Origin of the sequence: Hydrogenophaga sp., from assembly GCF_051860785.1 — a bacterium.
Lineage (GTDB): Bacteria > Pseudomonadota > Gammaproteobacteria > Burkholderiales > Burkholderiaceae_C > Hydrogenophaga.
The window spans coordinates 167,338-189,377 of sequence record NZ_JBIMLB010000003.1 but is presented as its reverse complement, the minus strand read 5'-3'; the positions used below and the strand labels follow the sequence as shown (position 1 = coordinate 189,377).

Sequence of the window (22,040 nt, the reverse complement as noted above, 5' to 3'; positions counted from 1 at the left end):
CATCAGTGGCCGCGACGGTCGCGATCAATGGCGTCTGACACCAGATTGGCCATCGCCTGCGCCTGCTGGCACGAGGCCTTGCGCAGTGCGCTGACCGTTCCCAGCCGGTCCTGCATGTTTTCATCCTGACTGGCTTTGAGCTTGCCCTCAATCCGCTCGACGGGCATCTCGATGCCAACGATGGCATTCATCATGGCCTCGATGTACGGCGCCGGGGCATCCGTCACTCGCCATGGAAGGGGCTGACCGACCTCGTTCCGCTGGGTCAGGCGAACCAGCATGTCGCGCATCCATGAGCGGTCCTGCACGGCTCTTGCCACGCCGTGCGCGTGCGCCACCACGTAGTTCCATGTCGGCACCACCTTGCCATGCGCGGCTTTGCCCGGATAGGCGCTCGGGGAGATGTAGGCTTGCGAACCCTGGAAGATCATCACGGAAGGCCATCCGCCCGTCAGTTCGCGCCACACCGGGTTGGCGCGAGAAACGTGACCGATCAGTGTGCCGAATGTTCCCCGTTGGCGATCCAGATAAAAGGGCACATGATTCGCCGTCAGCCCGTTCGCGCCCTGGCAAACCCAGGTGGCCAATGGATGAGAATCCATCAGCGCACAGATGGCTTCGTGGTCGGTGAGTTGGTGGTGCTTCGGGACGTACATCGCTGAATCCTACACAGCCGGCAGCGCATGTCGCAGCAAGAGAATGGCCAGTGCCCACATGGTCAAACCGATCAGCGCGTCCAGCACCTGCCAGGCCTGCGGGCGAGCGAACATGGGCGCGAGCCAGCGTGCGCCATAGCCCAGCGAGACGAACCACAAGAGGCTGGCTGTGCTGGCGCCGGCCACAAACCAGCCGCGCAACGCGGCGGGTTGCTGCGCCCCGATGCTGCCCACCAGCAGCACGGTGTCCAGGTAGACATGCGGGTTGAGCAGGGTGAAAGCCGCCGCTTGCGCCAGCGCTGCACCCCGGCTGACGGCAAGGCCGTCGATGCTTGCCGTCATGGGTTGCGGATGGCGCGCACGCTGAAGAGCGCGCCATCCGTACGCAGCGAGAAACAGGGCGCCCGCGACCGCGAGCGCGCGTGCCATGCCGGGGTGATGGGCAAGTGCCTGCGCCATGCCCATCACCCCGGCCATGATCAGCGCGGCATCGGCCGCGGCGCAGAACAGCACCACGCTGCCCACGTGCTCCCGGCGAAGCCCCTGCCTCAGCACAAACGCGTTTTGCGCGCCAATGGCCACGATCAGCCCAAAGCTCAGGAACAGCGCCTGCATGAACACGGGCCAGGCGGTCTGCAGGGTGGATGCAAGGGTCGACATGCAGCGAGATTGCCAGCCCTTGACGGTGAAGGCAAACTATCTTTACTTGTATCGATTAAGAGAAACTGCATTTATGCTGGACTATTCCTCACTCTCTGCTTTGGCAACCGTGGTTCGGGAAGGCAGTTTCGAGCGCGCAGCCCGCGCGCTCCACGTCACACCGTCGGCCATTTCACAACGCATCCGCTTGCTGGAGGAGCGCGCTGGCTGTGCGCTGGTGGTTCGTGGCCAACCCTGCGTGGCCACCGAAACCGGTCGACGCCTTTGTCAGCACGTGGACCGTGTGCGGCTTCTGGAGCATGAGCTGCAGGGCGCGTTGCCCTTATGGGCTGAAGACAAAGTTGCGCGCATCACGCTTCCGGTGGCGGTGAACGCCGACAGTCTGGCCACGTGGTTTGCTCCCGCCGTAGCAGGATTTGCCGCGCACGCGCCGGTGTTGATGGGGGTCGCTGTTGACGATCAGGATCACACAGCCGAGTGGTTGCGAACCGGTGAGGTAGTGGCAGCGGTCACGTCGTCGAATCGACCCGCTGTGGGTTGCAACAGCCAGCCACTGGGCGCGATGCGCTACCTGGCCACCGCCAGTCCCCGCTTCGTGGCGGAGCATTTCGCCGAAGGCGTCGGTGCTGGCAGCCTGGCGCGTGCGCCCAGTCTTCAGTTCAACACCAAGGACGAGCTGCAGTCGCGCTGGGTGCGGCGCTTGTGCCATCGGCATGTGGAGTTGCCCCGGCACAGTCTGCCGTCGTCGCACGCGTTCGTGATTGCGGCGGTCGCGGGAATGGGTTGGGGTTTGCAGCCTGAGTCGATGATTCGCGCCCAACTGAAGTCGGGCGCGCTGGTGGAGCTGGTGCCGGACAGCCCACTGGATGTGCCCCTGCACTGGCAGCAGGCGCGTGTGGCTTCCTCGTTGCTCGATGGACTGACGCGGCACGTGGTGTCTGCAGCGCGCAGTGCGTTGTTGAACGCCTGACAGGCCTGCGCCGATCACTACAATCCGCGCCATGTTTTCCCGCCTGTTGCGCTTGCGCCTGACCTGGACCCTGGCCCTTCTGGCCTGGTTCACGCAATTGGGTTTGCCGGTGGGGCATGCAGCCATGCAGGCGGCGCCACCCGGCGCCATGTCGGCTTGGTGCGGCGATCCGGCATTGGCCCAGGAAGCGGCCGCGTTGCTGCCGCCCGAGATCCGCGATGCGCTGGCGCACGACAGCATCGGCCTGGACCACCTGGCGACTTGCGCCAAGCTGTGCGCGGTGGGCACCACGCCCGCGCTCCTGCCCATGGCCAGCCCGGCAGCCTTGCTGCAGGCCACTGCCGCACCGTTGGCCAAACCCCGGCCAGCCACGATCGCGATCCGTCGGCACGCGCTGCCGCCGCCATCGCACGGGCCTCCCGAGCACGCCTGACTCGCGTTTGCTCTCGTCTCGGCGGCCCAGCCCTGGTGGGTGCGGCCGTGTGTGCCCTTTCTCTTCGGAACTCGAAAACCATGAACCGATCTTCCTGCGCCGTGCTTTGCGCGGCGGTGCTGTCGCCTTGCGCGATCGCCCAGACCTCATCCTCCCCTTCCGCGCCTGCCCATGTGGCGGGCCAGTTGCCCGCCATTGAAATCAAGGCCAGTCGGGACGAAGCCCGTGTCCAGCTTGAGGCCGAACAGGCCCTCACACCTGGCGGTGTCTCGCTGATCGACGGTGAAAGCCTGCGCCAGCGCAGTGTGGTCAGCGTGGGCGACATGCTCCGCTACGTGCCCGGTCTTTGGACCGCTGGCGGCTCCACCGGCGACTCGTCCTTCGCCTCCAGTCGAGGCTCCAACCTGGACGCCACCAACTACGATGGCAACGGCATCAAGTACCTGCAGGATGGCCTGCCGGTTTCAGCGGCCGACGGCAACAACCACAACCGCCAGCCCAACCCGCTGGCGGCCAGCCACGCGGTGGTGGCGCGGGGCGCGAACGCACTGACCTACGGCGCCAGCACGCTGGGTGGTGCGATCGACTTCACCACGCCCACCGCGCGAGACGGCGCGCCGAACGAACTCCTGCTTCAGCTCGGCAGCCACGGCCAGCGCCAGGGCAGCGTGACGCTGGGCAAGGTGGTGGGCAGCTTCGACGGCATGGTGTCGGCCGAGATGCGGCGCTACGACGGCTACCGCCAGCACCAGAAGCAGGAGCGCAGCAGCTTGTACGCGAATGGCGGCTGGCAGCTCGGCGATGCGGTGCAGACCCGGTTCTTTGTCACGCACATCGACAACGACCAGCAACTGCCTGGCGCGCTCACGCGCCAGCAGTGGCTGGACGATCCGCGCCAGGCGGAGGCGGCAGCAGTAGCTGGCAACTACCGCTACAACGTGGAGACCTGGCGCCTGGCCAACAAGACGGTGTGGGATATCGACGCCGACAGCAAGCTCACGTTCGGCCTGTCGTACGAGAACCAGCAGCTTTACCATCCCATCGTCTACTCGCCACCGTTCTTCTCGCTGCTGATCGACACCGAGCAGCGGACCCTGGGCAGCACCGTGCGGTACCAGCGCCGCATGGGATCGCACGACCTGCTCGTCGGCATGAACCTTGCCCGGACCACTTTGGATGGCGGCAACTTCAGCTATGTGCCAGGTGGTGCCCAGACGCAGTTCGCGGCCGTGGCCAACCGCGCCAGCAGCCTGGAGCTCTTCGTGATGGACCGCTGGCAGTTCGCACCGGACTGGACGGCTGTGTATGGCGCGCAAGGCGTGTCCACCAGCCGCGAGGTGAGGGGTTCGAATCTCAAGGGTGATTTCAACAGCTTCAACCCGCGCGCCGGCCTGATCCGCCAGCTCTCGCCGTCGTCGCAGCTGTTCGCAAACGTCAGCCGCGTGTATGAAGCGCCGACCTTCTACGAACTGCAGGACGAAACGCCTGGTGGCGCGCCCAACACGTTGCTCGAGGCCATGCGCGGAACGGTGTTCGAAGTGGGTACGCGCGGCAGGCAGGAGCTCGGTGCGAAGCACCGCTGGAACTGGGACGTGGCCGTGTACCACACCCAGCTGCGCGACGAGATCCTCTCGCGCGACAACCCGACCGCACCCGGCACCAGTTTGTCCATCAACGCGGATCGCACGGTGCACGCCGGCGTCGAAGCCCTGGTGGGCGCGAGCTTCGCTCTCGGTGGCAGCAGCGCGCACCGCATCGAGCCGCTGGTCAACCTGACGCTCAACCACTTCCGTTTCCGGGGCGATTCGATCTACGGCAACAACGTGCTGCCGGCCGCGCCCAAGGTGGCCGTCAAGGGCGAGGTGCTGTACCGCCATGCCGACACGGGCTTCTTCTTCGGACCCACGTTCGATCTCGTGAGCAGCCGCTATGCCGATTTCAGCAACACCTACAAGGTGGACTCGTACGCCCTGTGGGGCTTGCGCGCGGGCTGGACCGGAAAGGACTGGGAGGTGTTTGCCGAAGCGCGCAACCTGGCGAACAGGAACCACGTGTCGCTGTTCAGCGTGCGTGATATGGCGGGGGCCAATGCGGCCATTCTCTCGCCCGGCGAACCCCGTTCCGTGTACGTGGGTGCGCGGTTCAAGTTCTGAGCGGCTTCAGGCCAGCGGCAGGACCAGGCTGGCGCGCAAGCCCCGGCCATGGTCCGCGCTGTCCAGTTGCAGATCGGAACCCAGCAACTGCGCGTAGCGGGCCACGATGGACAGGCCCAGTCCCGAGCCCTGGCCCAGTTGCACGCCTTCACGGCCCTGGGTCCAGCGCCGCATCAGGTCGCGGCGTGCTGCATCAGGGATGCCAGGCCCGTCGTCCACCACGGCCAGTGTGCAGGTGCGGGTTTCGGCGTTCACACCCATTTCCACGGTCAGCGTAGGCCCACCGTAGCGCAGCGCGTTGTCGATGAGGTTGTCCAGGATGCCTTCGATGAGCGCGGTATCGGCCATCACATGCACGTCTTCGGCGCCGCCCTCCAGGCCTCGTGCCCCCAGGTCCACGCCGCGTGCATCGGCCTTGTCCAGGTGGCGCAGCACGGCCTGGCCCAGCAGGGGCGCCAGCGCGATGCGCTCGGTCTGCAGCGCCAGCACGGCCTCGTGGGCCATGGCCAGATCGAGCAACTGATTCACCAGCCGGCCGGCGCGTTCAGCGCTGGCGGTGATCTTCTCCAGCTGCTGCCTTGCCAGGGTGGCGTCGCCGTGCGCAAGGCCATAGTCGGCCAGGGCACGAATGCGCGCCAGGGGGGTGCGCAACTCATGGGCCACGTTGCCGGCGAATTCGCGCTGGGCACGCACACTGCGTTGCAACCGGGCAAACAGTTCGTTCACCGCCAGGCCCACCTGCTCGATTTCATCCGTTGACGGTGAGATCGCCACCGGCGTGAGGTCTCTGGCGTCACGGTGGGCCAGAGAGGCTTGCAGGCGGCCCAGCGGGGCGAGGTCTCGGCGGATGCCGTGCCAGAGCCACCCGGCCAGCAAGGCAAGCAACAGCAGCAAGGGCAGGGCACCGAACAGCAGCATGCGTTGCACCAGCGCGGCGCGCACATAGGTGGTGTGAGCCATCACCACATGGTGTACCTGGCCCATCACCTCGTGGCGCAGCGTCACGGCGCGCACTGGCAGGCCCTGGTAGACGATGTCGCTGTAGCGGAACAGTTGGGCCGCGTCGGGCAGCGGTGTGGGGGGCAGCGCTTTGCCGGCCAGGACCGAGCCATCGGGACGCATCACGGAGAAGTGCACGGCCTCGGCCTGATCGAACAGGGCGGCGGTCAGTTCGCCCTCGGTGAGTTGCAGCACGACCTCGCCATCTTCCTGCATTTGCACATGCGATGCGATGGCATAGGCGTCGTCGAGCAGTGCGCGGTCAAAGGCCTGTTCGGTGAAGTGGCTGGCCACGCCCAGGGTGGCCACCGTGCCGACCAGCCAGGTGAGCGCCAGCGGCACCATCACATGCCGCAACATGCGAATGCGCAGCGAAGGTGGCGAGAGGCTCAAGCCTCGGGCTCCAGCAGGTAGCCAATGCCGCGCAGCGTGCGGATGGACGCACCGCTGCCCGCGAGCTTCTTGCGCAGGCGCGAGATGAAAGACTCCAGCGCGTTGTCGCCCAGTGCCTCGTCGAAGTTCGAGAGCTTGTCGGAAAGCGTGCGTTTGCTGACGGCGTGGCCGGGCGGGCTCATGAGTTCCCACAACACTTCGAACTCGCGCGCCGGCAGTTCCAGGTGCGCATCTGCCACGGTGAAGCGCCTCGCGCGCCGGTCCAGCCTGAGATTGCCCAACTGGGCCACATCGTCGCTGCCGGTGGCGCGGCGCACCAGCGCGCGCAATCGCGCCTCCACCTCGGCCAGGTCGAAGGGCTTGCCCAGGTAGTCGTCGGCACCGGCGTCCAGGCCCGCTATGCGCTCTTCGGTGCGGTTGCGCGCGGTGAGCACCAGCACCGGCGTGCGATCGCCACGCGAGCGCGCCTCGCGCAGCACACTCAGGCCATTGCCCTGCGGGCTGTCGGGTCGTTCGTGTCGCGGCAGGTTCAGATCCAGCAGCACGGCGTCGAACGGCTGCACGCGCCACAGATGATCGGCCTCGCGCACATTGCCTGCCGGGTCGACGCGGTGGCCCGCTTCCTCCAGGCTGCGCGCAATCACGTCGCGCAGCACCGCATCGTCTTCGACCAACAGGATCCGCATGACCCCGAGGCTAGCAGATGGGGTGTAGTGCCAGTTCAATCGGGTAGAGGGCGCAAGGCGTCGAGTTCTTCCTTGGCGCGCAGGCTGTTGCGGATCGTTGACCAGAAGGCCCACACCAGAAGGGCCGCGGTAAAGGCCAGCAGCGTGGCGCTGATGGGGCGCTCCAGGAAGACCATGGGATCGCCGCGCGAGATCAGCAGGGCGCGGCGCAGGTATTCCTCCAGCATGGGTCCGAGGATGTAGCCCAGCAACAGCGGCGCGGGCTCGAACTTCAGCACCATCAGGGCATAGCCCATGATGCCCAGGGCCGCCACGGAGTAGATGTCGAAGGTGTTGTTGTTCACGCTGTAGACACCCAGCGCCACGAACACCAGGATCGCTGGGTACATCCAGGCGAAGGGAATGCGCAGCAGCGCCACCCACAGGCCGATCGTGGGCAGATTCAGGATCACCAGCATGATGTTGCCGATGGCGAAGCTCACGATCAGGCCCCAGAACAGGTTGGGCTGTTCGGTGATGAGCATGGGCCCGGGCTGGATGCCGTGGATGATCAGCGCACCCAGCATCACGGCCATGACCGCGTCGCCCGGGATCCCGAGCGAGAGCGACGGCACAAAGGCAGTCTGGGCAGCCGCGTTGTTGGCAGATTCGGGTGCGGTGATGCCTTCAATGGCTCCGTGACCAAACCGGCTGGGGTCTTTGGCCACCTTCTTTTCAATCGCGTAGGACATGAAGGCGGCTATCGACGGACCCACGCCAGGCAACGCGCCCAGAGCCGAGCCGAGTGCCGATCCACGCGCCATAGGCTTGAGGGTTGCCTTGAATTCCTCGCCGGTGGGGGCCATTGATCGCAGCGTGACCTTCTCGACCTTGCGGTTGGCATCGGCGGAGTTGATGCAACGGACAACTTCAGCCACGCCGAACAGGCCCATGGCCAGGGCGACCAGGTTGACGCCGTCCATGAGCTCCGGCACATCGAAGGTGAAGCGCGATGCGCCGCTGTTCACATCGGTGCCGACCATGCCCAGCAGCAGGCCGAAGACCATCATGCACAGGCCCTTCATGGCCGAGCCCGCACTCATGGACGACGCGGCCACCAGGCCGAGCAGCATCATGGCGCAGAACTCGGCGGGACCGAACTTCAGTCCGACCTCGGAGATGGCCGGTGAGAACAGCGTGAGCAGCACAAGGCCGGACATGGCGCCGGCCAGTGAGGCGATGGTGGTGACGAACAGCGCCACGCCCGCCTTGCCTTTGCGTGCCATCGGGTAGCCGTCCAGACAGGTCACGGCCGACGACGGCGTGCCCGGCAGATTCAACAGGATGGAAGCGGTCGAGCCACCGTATTGCGCGCCGTAGTAGACGCCAGCCAGCATGATGATGGCCGCCGTGGGTGCGATGTGGTAGGTGAGCGGCAGCAGCAAGGAGATGGCCGCGAGCGCGCCAATGCCGGGCAGCACGCCGACCACCGTGCCAAGGAAGACGCCGAGAAAACAGTAGGCCAGGTTGACGGGTTCAACCGCCACTTGCAGGCCGAGCCAGAGGTTCGAGAAAAGATCCATGGTGTGGTGTCCGTCAAGGTCTCAATGGCTCCAGGGCCAGAGGGGCAGCAACATCTGCAGCCCGATCGGGAAGATCAACGTGGTGAGCAGCGCCACCACGGCACACACCATCAGGCGCGTGCGCAGCGGCATGGACGAAGGGACCAGCGAGATCAGCGCGGCGATGAAGGATGTGAGCACCACGCCCAGGAACTTCAGGGTGAAGGCAAACACCAGCAGACTGAGTACGCACCAGAGCAGGTTGCTCCATTGCACGGTGACCGCGGTGCCGCGCCGCCACCACGCTGGCACGGCGACCAGCAGGCCGAGCACGGCCAGCGTCCATCCCAGCACCACGGGAAAGTAGCCGGGCCCCATGCGTGCCATGGTGCCGAATTCGTATTGCTGCCCATACAGGGCGAAGAAGAGGCCGGTGGCTGTCATCAGCGCACCGCCCACCAGATCGTGAAGGTCTCGGGTCGTTTTCATGCCGGCAGCTTAGAAGGCGCTCCCTGACCGGAACCTGATCTCGAGACACCTCACCGCCGGGGTGAGTCCGGCATCAGTCCTTGGCGCCCATCGCCAGCGCGCGCTCGCGGCTGGCCTTTTGCGCCATGGGGTTGTCGGCCGCCTTGGTGGGCCAGCCCTGCAGGTGCTGTTCAGCCAGGTTGGCCAGTGCCCGGATCCATTCGGGGTGGTCGTTGAGGCACGGGATGTAGGCAAAACGTTCGCCGCCCGCATGCAGGAAAGCCTCGCGCGCTTCCATGTTGATTTCTTCCAGCGTTTCCAGGCAGTCGCTGGTGAAACCCGGGCAGACCACGTCCACGCTCTTCAGGCCCTTCTGCGCGAGTTCGATCAGTGTGGGCTCGGTGTACGGCTCCAGCCACCGGGCCTTGCCGAAACGCGACTGGAAGGTGACCTTGTAGCGGTCCCTGGCCAGGCCGAGCTGCTCGGCCAGCAGGCGCGCGGTCTTGTGGCATTCGCAGTGGTAGGGGTCGCCCAGCTGCAAGGTGCGCTCGGGCACGCCATGGAAGCTCATCACGAGTTGATCGCTCTGGCCGTGTGCAGCCCAGTGTGCACGGATGGTGCGCGCCAGTGCATGGATGTAGCCCGCGTCGTCGTGGTAGCGGTTGACGAAGCGCAACTCGGGCAGGTGGCGCACGTGGCGCGCCCAGTTCATGACGCCGTCGACCACGCTGGCGGTGGTGGTGCCGCTGTATTGCGGGTAGGCCGGGAGCACCAGCACGCGGCTCACGCCCTCGGCATGGAGCTCGTCCATCACCGACGCGATGGAGGGGTTGCCATAGCGCATGGCGTAGCGCACCGTGACCTGGTGGCCGCGTTCACCCAGGTAGCCGCGCAGCAGCGTGGCCTGCCGGTCGGTCCACACCTTCAGGGGTGAGCCTTCGGGCAGCCAGATGCCGGCGTACTTCGCGGCCGACTTCTTCGGTCGCGTGCGCAGGATGATGCCGTGCAGGATCGGCAGCCAGACCAGGCGTGGGATTTCGACTACCCGAGGGTCGCCCAGGAACTCTGCCAGGTAGCGGCGCAGGGCTGGGGCAGTGGGTTCGTCCGGCGTGCCCAGATTGCACAGCAGCACTGCGGTTCGGGCGGCTTTCCCGTGGGCGTGAGACGGTTCGGTCTTGAAGGGCATGCGCTATTCTCTCGCAAGCATGAACACGCTCCCGAGCACCCCCGCGATTCCCGCCACCGTCACGCTGGACCCTTCCCGGGTCCGCGCCATCACCCTCGATCTGGACGACACGCTCTGGCCCATCTGGCCCACGATCGAGCGGGCCGAGGCGGCGCTGGCGGCCTGGTTGCTGACCCACGCGCCGGCCACTGCCGCGAAGTGGGGTGACCCGGTGGCGCTGCGCGAGGTGCGCAACCAGATGCACACCTTGCGCCCGGAGCTGGCCAACGACATGAGCGCGCTGCGCCGCGAGTCGATCCGCCTGGTGCTGCAGCGCGAGGGCGACGACCCCGCACTCGCCGAGGCTGCATTCGAGGTGTTCTTCGCCGAACGCCAGCGCGTTGAACTGTTCGAAGACGCCTTGCCCGCGCTCGAATGGCTGGCCAGCCGTTATCCGGTGGTGGCGCTGTCCAACGGCAACGCCGATGTGCACCGCGTGGGCCTGGGCCAACATTTCCGCGCTTCGCTGAGTGCGCATGTGTTCGGCGTGGGAAAGCCCGATGTGCGCATCTTTCATGCCGCTGCGCAGGCCGCCGGTGTGCCGTCGGAGGCGGTGCTGCACATCGGCGACGACGCGCACCTGGACGCCGTGGGCGCCCTGCGCGCAGGCATGCAGGTCGCGTGGCTCAACCGGGGAGGGCACCCTTGGGATCACGCGCCACTGCAACCGCACGTCACCGTACCGGACCTGATGACGCTGTGCCACCAGCTCGGTGGAGCTGCCTTGCCAGCATGAGCCTCATGGCCTGCGGCATGGCGGCGTGGCGCGCAGGCCTGCGCCTTACCAGCCCCAGAGCAGTTGCTTCGCGATCCAGCCACCCACGCCTTCTTCGCGCTCGACGCGCACCCAGTCGGCCCGCTTCTCGCGCGTGCGCACCAGATCACCGTAGCTTGCCTTGCCCACGATGCGGTGCTGGGTGCCAGGGCCACTGCGGATGTTGGCGACCTTCGACTTGACGATGTGGTGCGGGGTGTTTCCTGTGAGCGAGCGCAACACCCAGCCGGAGTCGCCTTCAAAATCGCTCACCTTCACCCAGTTGCCTTTGCGCTGCGTGATCTGCAGCGGGTAACCTTTCTTCAACTCCCACAGCACAGGTGTGTTGGTGCCCGGACCTTCGCGCATGTTCAGCGTGCTGCCTTTGACGCTGACCATGTTCTGTGCGGTGGCCGCGCTGCTGGCAAGAGCCAGCAGACCGATGCCGAGTGCGGAGAAAAGAGGACGGGTGGAGATGGTGCCGATCATCCTGAGAGATTCCTTTCCTGGGGGTGGGTTGGTTGACGGGATGGCTCAAGTGGGAACGGTGGCGTCCGCAGAGGTTCCCGAGGCTGCCTGCAGACCGCTGCGGACAGCGCCTTCGAGTGTGGCAGGGTAGGGCCCCTGTACGTAATCGCCCGCTGCAAGCAGTCCAGGTGCGATGTGGGCGGGTGGCCGCTTCACGCCGGGCAGGCAGGCAAACGTGGCGCGCTTCTCTACCACCGTCTGCACGGCTTGCAGCGCGGGCAGGTTCAGCTCACGCGCCGCCTGTGCGAGCACATGGGCCTGCAGTTCGTCACGCTCACCGTGGCTGGCACTTACCACGAAAGCCAGCAAGCCCTGCGCGGCGCGGTGGGCCGCATCAAGCTGGCCGCGATCGAACACGAACTGCGCGGGACCCTCGCGCAGGGCGAGCATGGGTGCGGCGAGGCGGACGCCTCGGGCCCATGCATAGACGGTGGTGATGGCGGTGAACGACAGGCCCTCCGTCGTGGCGGCCCAGGTGCGCAGTTCCCCTGGTGCATCCACAGCGTCCGCCATGGCCTGCGCCGCCGGGCTGGCGGCGGTGGCCCAGATCACGCGGTCGAAGGCCTCCTCGTTGCCGTCGACTTGCAGCAACCACTGGCCCGCATGCGCTCGCAATCGGGTCACGCGGTGCCCCAGGCGAAGGCGGGTGCGTTCAGTGTGGTGCTTCGCCAGCCAGTCCGCCGCAGCCTGCGGAAACAGCGCGGAGAGATCGCAGCGCGGCAGCAGCAGGCTGGAGGCGCTGAAGCCATGGCTGCCCGGGCCGAAGAGGGCGTCGCGCATCACTCGCAGGAACACCGCGCCGCTGGCCTCTCGTGCGGGAACGTTCAGGGCCGAGACGCACAGAGGGTCGATCAGGTCACGCATCACGCGGCCTGGCAGGCCACAGCACACATCGGCTACGGTGTGCGCGGGCGGACAAAGAAAGCGGGTGCGTTGCCAGCGCAGCGATGCGCGCACGAGCGCGAGGCGATCACGCCACTGCCAGCCTCGCGCGGTGGCAATCGCTGCCAGCGCGTCGAGCGGCGCGGGCCAGCTCGATGCCCAGCCCGGTGTGCGCAGGCCTTGGCCATCGGGGTAGGGCAGCGCAAGCGGCAAAGCCAGCAGGGCACTTTGTGGATGCAGGCCCACGCGCTGCATCACCGCCAGCGTCTCGCTGTACGCACCAATCAGAATGTGCTGCCCGTTGTCCAGCGTGATGGGTGTGCCGTCGGGCAGGTGCGCAGGCAGCGCGCGTGCTCGGCCGCCGAGCACGCGCGTGGCCTCGAACACCGTCACATCCATGCCGCTGGACCCCGCTTCCACCGCTGCGGCCATGCCGGCCCAGCCTGCGCCGACGATGGCGAGTTTCATATTCAAAGTCGGCCGAGGGCTTGAACCTTCCAGGCCAGCCAGAATTTGCGCAGGGGTGTGAGACTCACGCGCTGCGTCAGCACCAGCATGGGATCGGTCGTGATTTCCTGCAGCAGCGTGCGGTAGATGCTGGCCATCATCAGGCCGGGCTTCTGCGCGCGGCGGTCGGCCTCGGGCAGCAGGGCCAGGGCGTCGCCGTAGAGCTGGAGGGCGCGCGAGCTCTGGAACTGCATGAGGGCGGTGAAGCGCCGGTTGAAGTCGGCGCTGTCGGTGCCGGGGGATTTGCCGCGCTGCAGCAGTTCGTGCGCCTTCACGTTGAAGCTTTGCAGCTCGTTGACCGGCAGGTAGATGCGACCACGCGCCGCGTCTTCGCCCACGTCGCGGATGATGTTGGTGAGCTGGAACGCCAGGCCCAGCCGGTGCGCGTATTCGGTGGTGCGCACCTGCGTCTGGCCGAAGATGCGCGCGGCGACTTCACCCACGATGCCGGCCACCAGGTGGCAATAACGTTGCAGGTTGGCGAAGTCGAGGTAGCGGTTCTGCTCCAGGTCCATCTGGCAACCGTCGATCACGGCAAAGAGGTGGCGCGATTCGATCTCATACGGTTTGCACAGCGGCATGAGCGCTTTCATCACCGGGTGGGTGGGCGTGCCGGCGAAGGCCTGGGCGACCTCGCGCCGCCACCAGGCGAGCTTGGTCTGGGCCACGGCGGGGTCGCTCACTTCGTCCACCACGTCGTCGACTTCGCGGCAGAAGGCATAGAACGCGGTGATGGCGGCGCGGCGCTCGGGCGGCAGGAACAGGAAGGCGTAGTAGAAGCTGCTGCCTGAGGCGGCGGCTTTTTGCTGGACGTAATCTTGTGGGCTCATCGGGATGTGTGTATCCGCCCAAGTGTAAGCACCACGCCTGGCACGCCGCCAGAGCGCGGGTGGCAATGGGTGAGTGGGGCAGTCAGGCCTTAAGTTGGCGTTCACAGAGCGGCTGTAGCATGCATCTGGCAATCTTGCAGTCCCCCACGAAATCCCTCATGAACGGTTCAAATCGTCGCATCTTCATGCTCCAGCTGGCGGCAGGTGGCTCGGCATTGCTGGCCGCCAGCGTCCACGCCCAGACCCCGCCCCCTCCCATGGTGACCGACCGGGATGCCACCGCCGCGGCACTGGGTTACACCGTCGATGCCACCAAGGTGGACATCAAGAAGTACCCGAAGTACGCCCGGGGCCAACGCTGTGGCAACTGCCAGCTCTACACCGGCAAGGTGGGAGAACCGGCTGGTGCCTGTGGCATCTTTCCCGGCAAGCTGGTCTCGGCCAACGCGTGGTGCAGCGCGTACGCGCAGAAGGCTTGACGGCGTTCAAGGCCTTCGGGCCCTGGCCACTTCCTCAGCCACCAGGGCAGCCAGTTGTTCGCGCCCGAAGCTGGGCAGGCCCCGCCCGTTGACGAAGAAGGTGGGCGTGCGCGTCACTTCCAGCGCGGTCAGGTCTTCCACGTCCTGCCGCAGCAGGGCATCGATCTCCGGCTTCTGCACGTCCTCCATGGCCCGCTCCACGTTGAGCCCGGCCTCCGCGGCCGCCTTGACGGCCAGGACGACGTTGGGTTGCCCGTGGTCGGCCCACTGCGGCTGCGCATCCAGTACCGCCTCGAGCACGGGCAGGTACTTGTCCTGCATTCGTGCCGCTTCCAGCAGCTTGACCACCAGATCCGATCCCTGGTGGAACGGCGCGTACCGGATCACCAGCCGCAGTTCCTTCGGATACTGGTCCATCAGATCCTTGACGATCGGGTAGAAGGCGCGGCAGGTCTCGCAGGCGGGGTCGAAGAACTCCACCAGCGTCACCGGTGCGTCGCGTGGGCCGAGAACCGGGGAGTGCATTCGCACGAGGCGCGCCTCCTGCTGACTGACCTTCTCCATCTGCGAGTTCTGCACCCGCCGCTGGTAGTTGTAGGCGCCGAGCGCGAAGGCCACGAGCACCACGCCCAGCAGCAGGAAGACAGTGAGTTTTCTGGACATCATGAGCGGGTCTTTCTCAAATACAGGGTGAGCAGGAAGGCGATGGCCAGGAAGGCTGCGAGCGAAAGCCAGGGAATCTGCAGGCCATCGAGGATGTCGAGCTTCTGGTCGGCGCACGAGACGCCGGGGCCGCAAGGCACCCAGGCCTTGGGCACGATGCCGGCGACCAGCAGCGTGTGGTACAGGGCGATGCCCGCACCCACCACGGCCAGCGGCAGCGCATACACCGCGCCGCGCCGGTCTTCGGTGAAGCAGGCCATGCCCAGCACAAGGGCGAGCGGAAACATGGCGATGCGCTGGTACCAGCAGAGCGTGCAGGGCACCATGCCCATCACCTCGCCGATGAACAGCGCGCCCGCGGTGGCAGCAACGGCCACCAGCCAGGCCATGAGCAGGAGCGTCCAGGTCGATTTCATGGAGACATCCTTTTTCAGGAATGAGAGCGATGGACAGCGGCCCGTGCGCACGGGGCCGATGCCGGAAAGGAGGGAGTGGGGAGGCGAATCAGGCCGCAGCTTGGGCGGCCGGGGCCCGGATCAGCCTCGAAGGCGCCACTGGGGCCGCTCGGGAAGATCGGCCGGCCTGGAGGTCGGCTGGGGCGTGGCAAGCGCCACCGGAAAGGCGGCGGGCATGACCGCCTGGGGGAGTGGCGCGCCGAGCAGGGCCAGGGAACAGCCATGGTGGCAAGTTCCGCAGTCGGTGGTGTGAAGCCCGGTATGCGAATCGGTGGCGGCGGCCTGGGCGACGTGGTGCGCCGCTGCAGGCCCGGCATGGTGACGCTCCATCGCTGAGGAAGCCGCCCAGGACCACTGCAATGGCATGCAGACCAGGAGGAAGATGGCGAGCCAGGAACGCATCGGCGGATTGTAGGGGGCTGGTTTTTTGTTTTCGGGGCAGCACGCCTTGAAAACCATGAAGTGACTACGATGTCAGACAGCAGAGGCCACTGTTGGCTCTGGAGCGAAACATGCAGATCAAGGAACTGGCCAGCGCCACGGGCGTGGACGTGGAGACCATCCGTTTCTATGAAAAGGAAGGTCTGCTGCCCGAGCCCGCGCGGCTGGACAACGGCTATCGCAACTACGCACAGGCACACCTGGAGCGCCTGTCGTTCATCCGGCATTGCCGCGCGCTGGACATGCCGTTGGCCGACGTGAAGCGCCTGCTGGGTTTCGTGGACGACCCGCAGGGGCATTGCCTCAACGTGGACGAACTGGTGGACGAACAACTCAGCCGGGTGCGTGCGCGCCTCAAGAGCATGCGCGCGCTGGAGAAGCAGTTGCTGCAACTGCGTTCGCGCTGCACGGGCGAGCATGGTGATGGCGGTCCCTGCGGCATCCTCGACGAGCTGGTGTCGGCGGCGCATGGCGAGGCCTGCGCCTGCCATCCATAAGGCAAACGGCCTCGTTTGTATCGACAGGTTGCGAGTGTTACCAGGTTGTTGCGACACGCGATCCATGCACCGCCGTAGCATGGATTTCCAGCTCCTGCTGGCGACGCAACTCTCAAACCTGATGGAGGACACCATGGCACAGACCGCACACATCATTGGCAAGGTCGAGTTCCGTGAGGGAGAAGGCCCGAACCTCGTCATTCGCCCCGGTCCGGTGAGCGTGGAGACCGGCTTGATCGATGCGACCTTGAGTTGGGAAGAAGAGGAAACGCACAACTCGGCCGCGATGCCGCTGATCGATTTCACGCGTTACATCGACGAAGGGAAGATCACGCTCAACGCCTGAGGTTGCGTGGCGGATCGGTAACTTTTACCGCAACTTCGGTTGCGGTTTTTCATTTCGCTTTTTCTCGGCAGTCTGGTGGAGCGGGAACGCTGCTTGCCCCTACGTGGTTCCAAACGAAAGACCACGCTGAAAGGGCTCTGCCATGACATCCACCATCACCCTGTTGCCGGGCAAGAACCAGTTGCTCGCCGCGATGTCGAGTGCCGAATGGCAACAGCTCGAACCCGATCTGGTCTGGGAAGAGTTGCGAGCGGGCGCGGTGTTGCACCAGGTCGGCACCGAAGTGCGCCACGTCTACTTCCCTGCCACCGCCACGGTGTCACTGGTGTCTTCCCTGGAAGACGGCGCTTCCTCTGAAGTGGCCGTGGTGGGCGGCGAAGGCGTGGTGGGCGTGTGCGCTTTCATGGGCAACACCAGCGCCCTGTGCGAGGCGATCGTGCAACGCCCGGGACTGGCCTACCGCATGAGCACGCAGGCCATTCTTCATCACACACGCCGCTCGCCCGCGTTCATGCAGAAGCTGCTGTCGTACACGCAGGCCCTGTTCACGCACATGGCGCAGTCGTCGGCCTGCAACCGCCACCATGCGCTCGACCAGCAACTCTGCCGCTGGCTGCTGCAGCACCTGGATCGCCAGGACAGCACCGAGATGCAGATCACCCAGGAGCGCATTGCCAGCCTGCTCGGCGTGCGCCGTGAGGGCGTGACCAACGGCGCGCTCAAGCTGCAGAAGGCCGGTGTCATCGACTACCACCGCGGCCACATTTCCATTCTGGACCGCGACGCATTGGAAACCCGCACCTGCGAGTGCTACAGCGTCGTGCGCCGCGCCTACGACAAACTGGCCTGCGAACATGGCTCGTCGCGCCACCACCCCTTCCGCGATGTGGGCCACGGCCAGCCCGCGCTGGCAGGCGCGCGCCGTCTGCTCACGGCTTGAACACTCCGGAAACCCCCATGACACAAACCCCACAGAACGCTCAAATCGTCGGCAAGGTGGAGTACCGCGAAGGCGACGGTGCGAACATCGTGATCCGTCCCGGGCCGGTGAAGGTCCAGATGGGGCAGAACGACGTGACCCTGAGCTGGGTGGATGAAGAGGTTCGCGGCTCCACGGCGATTCCCCTGGCCGACTTCAAGCGCTACGTGGCCGAAGGCAAGATCAAGCTCGCGGCTTGACAGCGCCTGCGCTTCAGATGTTCACGCGCGTACCCAGTTCGACCACCGCGTTGCCGGGCAATCGGAAGTAGTCCACCACACCGCCTGCATTGCGGCTCATGGCGGCAAACAGGTGTTCGCGCCAGGCCGCCATGCCGCTGCCCGGTGAGGGCACCACGGTCTCGCGGCTGAGGAAGTAGCTGGTCTCGAACACGGGCACGCGAAGGCCGTGTGATTCGGTGAGCGTCAACGCCTTGGGGACGTCGGGCGTGTTCATGAAGCCAAAGTGCAGCGTGACGCGCCAGAAGCCATGGCCCAGCGGTTCCACCTGCACGCGTTCGTCCATCGAGACCCAGGGCACCTCGTGGAACACCACGGTCAGGATCACGTTGCGTTCGTGGAGCACCTCGTTGTGCTTGAGGTTGTGCAGCAGCGCCTGTGGCACGGTGGCGGGATCGGCCACGGGATACACCGCGGTGCGCGAGGCACGGTTCGCGGTCGCGGGGTCGAGACCATCGATGAACGGTTGCAGCTCGAGTCCGTCGCTGCGGATGCTCTCCAGCAGGATGCCGCGCCCGCGTGACCAGGTGCTCATCACGCCAAAGAGCAGCAGCCCCAACGCCAGCGGGAACCAGCCCCCATCGAAGAACTTGATCGCACAGCCCGCCACCAACAGGGCGTCGATGACCAGGAAAAACACCGTGGCACCAACGGCCAACGGCCTGGGCAGGCGCCAGCCTTCGCTGACCACGAAATAGGTCAGCACGGTAGTGATCATCATCGTTAGCGTGACCGCAATGCCGTAGGCCCCGGCCAGCGCCGACGAGCTGCCGAAACCTACCACTGCAGCCACGACACCGGCCATGAGCGCCCAGTTGACAGCGGGCATGTAGATCTGGCCGGCTTCGCGTGCCGAGGTGTAGCGGATCGTCATGCGCGGCAGGAAGCCGAGCTGGATGGCCTGCTTGGTCATGGAGTACGCACCCGAGATGACGGCCTGCGAGGCAATGATGGCCGCCATGGTGGCAAGCACCAGCGCGGGCAGCACCCAGGCTTCGGGGAACAGGCGGTAGAAAGGGTTTTCGATGGCGGTGGGGTCGCCCATCAGCAGTGCGCCCTGGCCCATGTAGTTCAGTGCCAGGCCCGGCAGCACGAGGCCGGTCCAGGCGAGCTGGATGGGCCTGCGCCCGAAATGGCCCATGTCGGCGTAGAGCGCCTCGGCGCCTGTGAGTGCGAGCACGATGGCGCCCACGGCGGCGAACACCTTCCAGCCGCGCTCCGCCAGGAAGTTCCACGCGTGCACCGGGTTCAATGCGCTCAGGATGGCGGGCTGGTCCGCGATGTGCACGATACCAATGGCGCCGAGCGTGACGAACCACAGCACGATGATGGGACCGAAGAGCTTGCCCACCAGGCCGGTGCCGAAGCGCTGCACCGCGAACAGGGCGAGCACGATCGCCACGGTGATCGGGATCACATAGGGCGCCAACGCAGGGGCGACGAGTTGCAGGCCCTCCATGGCACCGAGCACCGAGATGGCGGGCGTGATGACGCTGTCGCCGTAGAACAGCGTGGCGCCGAACACGCCCAGCAGCAGCAGGCCGCGGCGCAGGCCCGGGCGAGAGCGCACCGCCTGCGCGGCGAGTGCGGTCAGCGCCAGGCCACCGCCTTCGCCCCGGTTGTCGGCGCGCAGGATGAGCGTCACGTACTTGAGGGTGACCACCAGCATGAGCGCCCAGAAGATCACTGAGACCGCACCGATGAGGTTGGTGGTGTTCAACGCCACGCCGGTGGCGGGCGCGAAGATTTCCTTGACGGTGTAGAGCGGGCTGGTGCCGATGTCGCCATAGACGACACCGATGGCGCCCAGGGTGAGGGCGGCATTGCCCTGGCGGCGCAGGGAAGGGGAAGGCAGATCGGCGTCGAGCGTGGAAGCGGTCGCGGACATGGGTGGACAGACGAAGTGGAGAGGAGCCGCAGCGTACCGAGGGGTGCATCAGGAACGCATATGGACCGCCTGTGTGCCGTCAGTCGTCGCCCTCCACGAGGCGGTAGCCCACGCCGGGCTCGGTGAGCAGGCGCTGGGGGTCGGCCGCATCGGCCTCCAGCTTCGCACGCAGCTGGCCCATGTACAGGCGCAGGTAGTGCGTGTGCTCGGTGAATTCGGCGCCCCACACGTCGGCCAGCAACTGCCGGTGCGTGACCACCTGGCCGGCGCTGCGCACCAGGCGCGCGAGCAGCTTGAATTCCGTGGGCGTGAGGTGCATGTCATCGCCACCGCGCTGCACGCGGTGCGCGCGCAGGTCGATGAGCAGGTCGCCCTGAGCGTAGCGCGTCACCGCGGGTTGCGTGGCCGTGCCGCGATGTCGCAGGGCCACGCGCATGCGCGCGAGCAACTCGCCGAGCGGGAACGGCTTGACCAGGTAGTCGTCGGCGCCGGCGTCGAGCAGGCGGATCTTCGGCGCTTCGGTTTCGCGCGCCGAGATCACGATCACCGGAGTGCTCCTGGCCTGGCGCAACGCGGCGAGCAGCGATTCGCCATCCCCATCGGGCAGGCCGAGGTCGAGCAGCACGATGTGGATGCCGCCCTGTGCATCCGCGTGGGCCATCAGCGCGTGGGCATCGGCCAGGCTGGCCGCTGGCAGGACGTCGTAGCCCTCCACGCGGAGCGATTCGCTCAGGGTGGCGCGGAGTTCGCGGTCGTCCTCCACCAGCAGCACGCGCAGGCTCATAGGAGCACCTCCGTGCTTCGCACTGCGGTGCGAGCACCCTTCGCAGCGGCCGGGCGGGTGCTCATGGTGGCGCTTCCGCCGCCGTCGCCTGCGCGTCCGAGGCCGGTAACGTGCATTCGAAGCTGCAGCCACCGCCTTCGCGATCGCGCAGCACGAGTTCTCCGCCGTGGGCGCGCGCGATGATGCGGCACAGCGCCAGGCCCACGCCGGCGCCCCGGCGCGGCGACGCTTCGGACGCACCGCGCTGGAAGGCATCGAACACGCGCTCGCGCCAGGCCGGCACGATGCCAGGTCCACGATCGCGCACGGCCATGCGCACCCGATCGGCTTCGCGCGTCACGTCGATCTCGACCGGTGTCGCATCGCCGCCGTGCTTGAGCGCGTTGTCCACCAGGTTGTCGAGAAGTTGCACCAGCAGCACCGCATCGCAGCGCAGCAAGGGCAGGGCGGGTTGCACATGCGCCAGCACCTTCCGCGAGGGGTGGCGCTGGCGCGTGCGGCGCAGCACGGTGCCGACGATCTCCTCGGCCGATTCCCAGTCCAGGTGCAGGACCAGGCCCGGCTGGTCCAGGCGCGCGAGCTGCAGCGTGTTGTCGGTGATGCGGCCCAGTTGGCCTGCCTCGTCGATGATGGTGGCGGCCAGGCGCTGACGTTGCTCGGGTGACAGCCGATCGGCCTGGTCGTGCAGGGACGAGGCCGCACCGAGGATGGTGGCCAGCGGCGTTCGGTAGTCGTGCGAGATGGCGGCCAGCAAGGTGTTGCGCAGGCGTTGCGCGCCGGCTTCCTCGCGCGCGGCGTGGGCCGCGTGCGTGGTCGCTGCGCGTTCGAGCGCCAGGCCCATCTGGTCGCACAGCGCCTGGGCGTGGGCACGCAGCGCCGCATCGGCTTCGGGCAGCGCGTCCAGCGGCAGCAAGGCCGCGCCCAGGCCGGTGCGCCGCCCGCGCAGCGGCAGGTACCACGCGGTCTGCTCTTCATGGCGTCCGCTGCCGGGTCCCATGGCCTGGCCTTGCCGCAGGCTGGTCCACAGACCTTCCCATTCGTCGCTGGTGGCTTCACCGATCCGGGTGGCGTCGCCACCCGGCAGCAGCAGCGCGACCGGCCGGTGCACCAGCGCCGCCAGTGCGGCCTGCAACTGGGGCAGTCGATCGCGCGGGTCGTCGGTGTCGCGCAGCAGGTCGCCGAACGCCTGCAGTTGCCGCGCCCGCTTCGCCAGCAGGCGCTCGGACTCGGCCAGCCGGCGTTGCCGCGCCATGAGCAGGGCCACCATCCAGCTCACCGACAGCATGGTGATGAGCAGCAGGGCGTGCTGGTGCAGGTCGACCGTGAAGGTGCCCAGCGGCGGCACGAAGACGAAATTGAAGGCAAGTACAGCCACCGCGCAGACCAGCAGGGAGAGCACCGGTGGCAGCCAGAGCGCCGCCAGTGCCGAGGCCAGCACCAGCAGCATGGCCAGGTTGGCCAGGTCGAGCGTGCGGTGCAGGGCCAGCATCACCAGCCAGGCGAGTGCCCAGACGACGGCGCCTGGCCAGCGGCGCGGCGTGTCGGGATGATCGGGTGGTGTGGCGGGCGGTGGCGTCATCGCCC

25 protein-coding genes are annotated in these 22,040 nt (G+C 66.7%); 9 read left to right on the top strand and 16 right to left on the bottom strand.

From position 1 onward, the window contains the following. Positions 1-2 precede the first annotated feature (2 nt). Positions 3-656 carry an FMN-binding negative transcriptional regulator gene (locus tag ACTIF6_RS06160; RefSeq protein WP_439587125.1) on the bottom strand — a complete coding sequence of 218 codons (654 nt, stop codon included), beginning with the start codon at positions 654-656 and terminating at the stop codon, positions 3-5. Between the two features lie 9 nt (positions 657-665). Beyond that, positions 666-1,316 (bottom strand): LysE/ArgO family amino acid transporter, encoded by a 651-nt coding sequence (locus tag ACTIF6_RS06155; RefSeq protein ID WP_439587124.1) that lies wholly within the window; start codon positions 1,314-1,316, stop codon positions 666-668. Between the two features lie 73 nt (positions 1,317-1,389). Here ACTIF6_RS06155 and ACTIF6_RS06150 point away from each other — a divergent pair, with 73 nt between their 5' ends. From ACTIF6_RS06150 to ACTIF6_RS06140, 3 genes are all read left to right on the top strand, one after another. Continuing rightward, positions 1,390-2,286 (top strand): LysR family transcriptional regulator ArgP, encoded by an 897-nt coding sequence (locus tag ACTIF6_RS06150; protein ID WP_439587123.1) that lies wholly within the window; start codon positions 1,390-1,392, stop codon positions 2,284-2,286. Positions 2,287-2,317: 31 nt separating this feature from the next. After that, positions 2,318-2,719, top strand: coding sequence for a hypothetical protein (locus ACTIF6_RS06145; RefSeq protein ID WP_439587122.1), 402 nt, complete (start codon positions 2,318-2,320; stop codon positions 2,717-2,719). An 80-nt stretch (positions 2,720-2,799) separates the two neighbouring features. Continuing rightward, positions 2,800-4,872 carry a TonB-dependent receptor family protein gene (locus ACTIF6_RS06140; RefSeq protein ID WP_439587121.1) on the top strand — a complete coding sequence of 691 codons (2,073 nt, stop codon included), beginning with the start codon at positions 2,800-2,802 and terminating at the stop codon, positions 4,870-4,872. Between the two features lie 6 nt (positions 4,873-4,878). Here ACTIF6_RS06140 and ACTIF6_RS06135 read toward each other — a convergent pair whose 3' ends face one another. The 5 genes from ACTIF6_RS06135 to hemH form a co-directional block, all read right to left on the bottom strand. Beyond that, entirely contained in the window at positions 4,879-6,264 is a 1,386-nt protein-coding gene (locus ACTIF6_RS06135) for a sensor histidine kinase (protein WP_439587120.1), read from the bottom strand. Then, complete coding sequence (locus ACTIF6_RS06130) at positions 6,261-6,950, bottom strand: response regulator transcription factor (protein ID WP_439587119.1); 690 nt, start codon at positions 6,948-6,950, stop codon at positions 6,261-6,263. Before ACTIF6_RS06130 ends, ACTIF6_RS06135 begins: the two co-directional genes overlap by 4 nt. 35 nt (positions 6,951-6,985) lie before the next feature. Continuing rightward, a complete protein-coding gene (locus ACTIF6_RS06125) occupies positions 6,986-8,512 on the bottom strand; it encodes a tripartite tricarboxylate transporter permease (protein ID WP_439587118.1) in 1,527 nt (508 codons plus the stop codon). A gap of 21 nt (positions 8,513-8,533) precedes the next feature. Beyond that, positions 8,534-8,980, bottom strand: a complete 447-nt coding sequence (locus ACTIF6_RS06120; protein ID WP_439587117.1) for a tripartite tricarboxylate transporter TctB family protein — start codon at positions 8,978-8,980, stop codon at positions 8,534-8,536. 73 nt (positions 8,981-9,053) lie between these two features. Beyond that, on the bottom strand, positions 9,054-10,145 hold the full coding sequence (gene hemH / locus ACTIF6_RS06115; RefSeq protein WP_439587116.1) for a ferrochelatase: 1,092 nt from the start codon (positions 10,143-10,145) through the stop codon (positions 9,054-9,056). 19 nt (positions 10,146-10,164) lie between these two features. Between hemH and ACTIF6_RS06110 the strand changes: the two genes are divergently transcribed. Further along, entirely contained in the window at positions 10,165-10,920 is a 756-nt protein-coding gene (locus ACTIF6_RS06110) for an HAD family hydrolase (RefSeq protein ID WP_439587115.1), read from the top strand. A 45-nt stretch (positions 10,921-10,965) separates the two neighbouring features. Here the strand turns inward: ACTIF6_RS06110 and ACTIF6_RS06105 are convergent, their stop codons facing one another. Genes ACTIF6_RS06105 through hpnD form a run of 3 tightly spaced genes read right to left on the bottom strand, consistent with a single transcriptional unit; the run spans position 10,966 to position 13,685 of the window. After that, positions 10,966-11,427: an SH3 domain-containing protein gene (locus tag ACTIF6_RS06105; RefSeq protein WP_439587114.1), complete on the bottom strand. Its 462-nt coding sequence runs from the start codon at positions 11,425-11,427 to the stop codon at positions 10,966-10,968. Between the two features lie 45 nt (positions 11,428-11,472). Next, positions 11,473-12,816 (bottom strand): hydroxysqualene dehydroxylase HpnE, encoded by a 1,344-nt coding sequence (hpnE, locus tag ACTIF6_RS06100; protein WP_439587113.1) that lies wholly within the window; start codon positions 12,814-12,816, stop codon positions 11,473-11,475. A 2-nt stretch (positions 12,817-12,818) separates the two neighbouring features. Further along, the gene (gene hpnD / locus ACTIF6_RS06095) at positions 12,819-13,685 is read right to left on the bottom strand and encodes a presqualene diphosphate synthase HpnD (protein WP_439587112.1); all 867 of its coding nucleotides are present in this window, start codon (positions 13,683-13,685) and stop codon (positions 12,819-12,821) included. A gap of 158 nt (positions 13,686-13,843) precedes the next feature. Between hpnD and ACTIF6_RS06090 the strand changes: the two genes are divergently transcribed. Then, on the top strand, positions 13,844-14,164 hold the full coding sequence (locus ACTIF6_RS06090) for a high-potential iron-sulfur protein (protein ID WP_439587111.1): 321 nt from the start codon (positions 13,844-13,846) through the stop codon (positions 14,162-14,164). A gap of 6 nt (positions 14,165-14,170) precedes the next feature. On the opposite strand, the gene ACTIF6_RS06085 is transcribed toward ACTIF6_RS06090, so the two are convergent. From ACTIF6_RS06085 to ACTIF6_RS06075, 3 genes are all read right to left on the bottom strand, one after another. After that, a complete protein-coding gene (locus tag ACTIF6_RS06085; protein WP_439587110.1) occupies positions 14,171-14,830 on the bottom strand; it encodes a DsbA family protein in 660 nt (219 codons plus the stop codon). Then, entirely contained in the window at positions 14,827-15,243 is a 417-nt protein-coding gene (locus ACTIF6_RS06080; protein WP_439587109.1) for a disulfide bond formation protein B, read from the bottom strand. Before ACTIF6_RS06080 ends, ACTIF6_RS06085 begins: the two co-directional genes overlap by 4 nt. A 120-nt stretch (positions 15,244-15,363) precedes the next feature. Further along, complete coding sequence (locus tag ACTIF6_RS06075) at positions 15,364-15,684, bottom strand: hypothetical protein (RefSeq protein ID WP_439587108.1); 321 nt, start codon at positions 15,682-15,684, stop codon at positions 15,364-15,366. Positions 15,685-15,794: 110 nt separating this feature from the next. On the opposite strand from ACTIF6_RS06075, the gene ACTIF6_RS06070 reads away from it, so the two are divergent. The 4 genes from ACTIF6_RS06070 (at position 15,795) to ACTIF6_RS06055 (ending at position 17,745) form a co-directional block, all read left to right on the top strand. Then, on the top strand, positions 15,795-16,220 hold the full coding sequence (locus ACTIF6_RS06070; RefSeq protein ID WP_439587107.1) for a Cd(II)/Pb(II)-responsive transcriptional regulator: 426 nt from the start codon (positions 15,795-15,797) through the stop codon (positions 16,218-16,220). Between the two features lie 79 nt (positions 16,221-16,299). Next, complete coding sequence (locus ACTIF6_RS06065; protein ID WP_439587106.1) at positions 16,300-16,566, top strand: hypothetical protein; 267 nt, start codon at positions 16,300-16,302, stop codon at positions 16,564-16,566. Between the two features lie 142 nt (positions 16,567-16,708). Then, positions 16,709-17,506: a Crp/Fnr family transcriptional regulator gene (locus tag ACTIF6_RS06060; RefSeq protein WP_439587105.1), complete on the top strand. Its 798-nt coding sequence runs from the start codon at positions 16,709-16,711 to the stop codon at positions 17,504-17,506. 17 nt (positions 17,507-17,523) lie between these two features. Further along, positions 17,524-17,745, top strand: coding sequence for a hypothetical protein (locus ACTIF6_RS06055; protein WP_439587104.1), 222 nt, complete (start codon positions 17,524-17,526; stop codon positions 17,743-17,745). A gap of 13 nt (positions 17,746-17,758) precedes the next feature. On the opposite strand, the gene ACTIF6_RS06050 is transcribed toward ACTIF6_RS06055, so the two are convergent. From ACTIF6_RS06050 to ACTIF6_RS06040, 3 genes are all read right to left on the bottom strand, one after another. Further along, complete coding sequence (locus ACTIF6_RS06050; RefSeq protein ID WP_439587103.1) at positions 17,759-19,672, bottom strand: potassium transporter Kup; 1,914 nt, start codon at positions 19,670-19,672, stop codon at positions 17,759-17,761. 79 nt (positions 19,673-19,751) lie between these two features. Then, entirely contained in the window at positions 19,752-20,456 is a 705-nt protein-coding gene (locus tag ACTIF6_RS06045) for a response regulator (RefSeq protein ID WP_439587102.1), read from the bottom strand. A gap of 61 nt (positions 20,457-20,517) precedes the next feature. Beyond that, a complete protein-coding gene (locus tag ACTIF6_RS06040; protein ID WP_439587101.1) occupies positions 20,518-22,035 on the bottom strand; it encodes a sensor histidine kinase in 1,518 nt (505 codons plus the stop codon). Positions 22,036-22,040 lie beyond the last annotated feature (5 nt).

Coding starts and splice junctions, on each gene's coding strand:
- ACTIF6_RS06160 (WP_439587125.1), bottom strand. CDS start 656: ATGTACGTCCCGAAGCACCACCAACTCACCGACCACGAAGCCATCTGT.
- ACTIF6_RS06155 (WP_439587124.1), bottom strand. CDS start 1,316: ATGTCGACCCTTGCATCCACCCTGCAGACCGCCTGGCCCGTGTTCATG.
- ACTIF6_RS06150 (WP_439587123.1), top strand. CDS start 1,390: ATGCTGGACTATTCCTCACTCTCTGCTTTGGCAACCGTGGTTCGGGAA.
- ACTIF6_RS06145 (WP_439587122.1), top strand. CDS start 2,318: ATGTTTTCCCGCCTGTTGCGCTTGCGCCTGACCTGGACCCTGGCCCTT.
- ACTIF6_RS06140 (WP_439587121.1), top strand. CDS start 2,800: ATGAACCGATCTTCCTGCGCCGTGCTTTGCGCGGCGGTGCTGTCGCCT.
- ACTIF6_RS06130 (WP_439587119.1), bottom strand. CDS start 6,950: ATGCGGATCCTGTTGGTCGAAGACGATGCGGTGCTGCGCGACGTGATT.
- ACTIF6_RS06125 (WP_439587118.1), bottom strand. CDS start 8,512: ATGGATCTTTTCTCGAACCTCTGGCTCGGCCTGCAAGTGGCGGTTGAA.
- ACTIF6_RS06120 (WP_439587117.1), bottom strand. CDS start 8,980: ATGAAAACGACCCGAGACCTTCACGATCTGGTGGGCGGTGCGCTGATG.
- hemH (WP_439587116.1), bottom strand. CDS start 10,145: ATGCCCTTCAAGACCGAACCGTCTCACGCCCACGGGAAAGCCGCCCGA.
- ACTIF6_RS06110 (WP_439587115.1), top strand. CDS start 10,165: ATGAACACGCTCCCGAGCACCCCCGCGATTCCCGCCACCGTCACGCTG.
- ACTIF6_RS06105 (WP_439587114.1), bottom strand. CDS start 11,427: ATGATCGGCACCATCTCCACCCGTCCTCTTTTCTCCGCACTCGGCATC.
- hpnE (WP_439587113.1), bottom strand. CDS start 12,816: ATGAAACTCGCCATCGTCGGCGCAGGCTGGGCCGGCATGGCCGCAGCG.
- hpnD (WP_439587112.1), bottom strand. CDS start 13,685: ATGAGCCCACAAGATTACGTCCAGCAAAAAGCCGCCGCCTCAGGCAGC.
- ACTIF6_RS06090 (WP_439587111.1), top strand. CDS start 13,844: ATGAACGGTTCAAATCGTCGCATCTTCATGCTCCAGCTGGCGGCAGGT.
- ACTIF6_RS06085 (WP_439587110.1), bottom strand. CDS start 14,830: ATGATGTCCAGAAAACTCACTGTCTTCCTGCTGCTGGGCGTGGTGCTC.
- ACTIF6_RS06080 (WP_439587109.1), bottom strand. CDS start 15,243: ATGAAATCGACCTGGACGCTCCTGCTCATGGCCTGGCTGGTGGCCGTT.
- ACTIF6_RS06075 (WP_439587108.1), bottom strand. CDS start 15,684: ATGCGTTCCTGGCTCGCCATCTTCCTCCTGGTCTGCATGCCATTGCAG.
- ACTIF6_RS06070 (WP_439587107.1), top strand. CDS start 15,795: ATGCAGATCAAGGAACTGGCCAGCGCCACGGGCGTGGACGTGGAGACC.
- ACTIF6_RS06065 (WP_439587106.1), top strand. CDS start 16,300: ATGGATTTCCAGCTCCTGCTGGCGACGCAACTCTCAAACCTGATGGAG.
- ACTIF6_RS06060 (WP_439587105.1), top strand. CDS start 16,709: ATGACATCCACCATCACCCTGTTGCCGGGCAAGAACCAGTTGCTCGCC.
- ACTIF6_RS06055 (WP_439587104.1), top strand. CDS start 17,524: ATGACACAAACCCCACAGAACGCTCAAATCGTCGGCAAGGTGGAGTAC.
- ACTIF6_RS06050 (WP_439587103.1), bottom strand. CDS start 19,672: ATGTCCGCGACCGCTTCCACGCTCGACGCCGATCTGCCTTCCCCTTCC.
- ACTIF6_RS06045 (WP_439587102.1), bottom strand. CDS start 20,456: ATGAGCCTGCGCGTGCTGCTGGTGGAGGACGACCGCGAACTCCGCGCC.
- ACTIF6_RS06040 (WP_439587101.1), bottom strand. CDS start 22,035: ATGACGCCACCGCCCGCCACACCACCCGATCATCCCGACACGCCGCGC.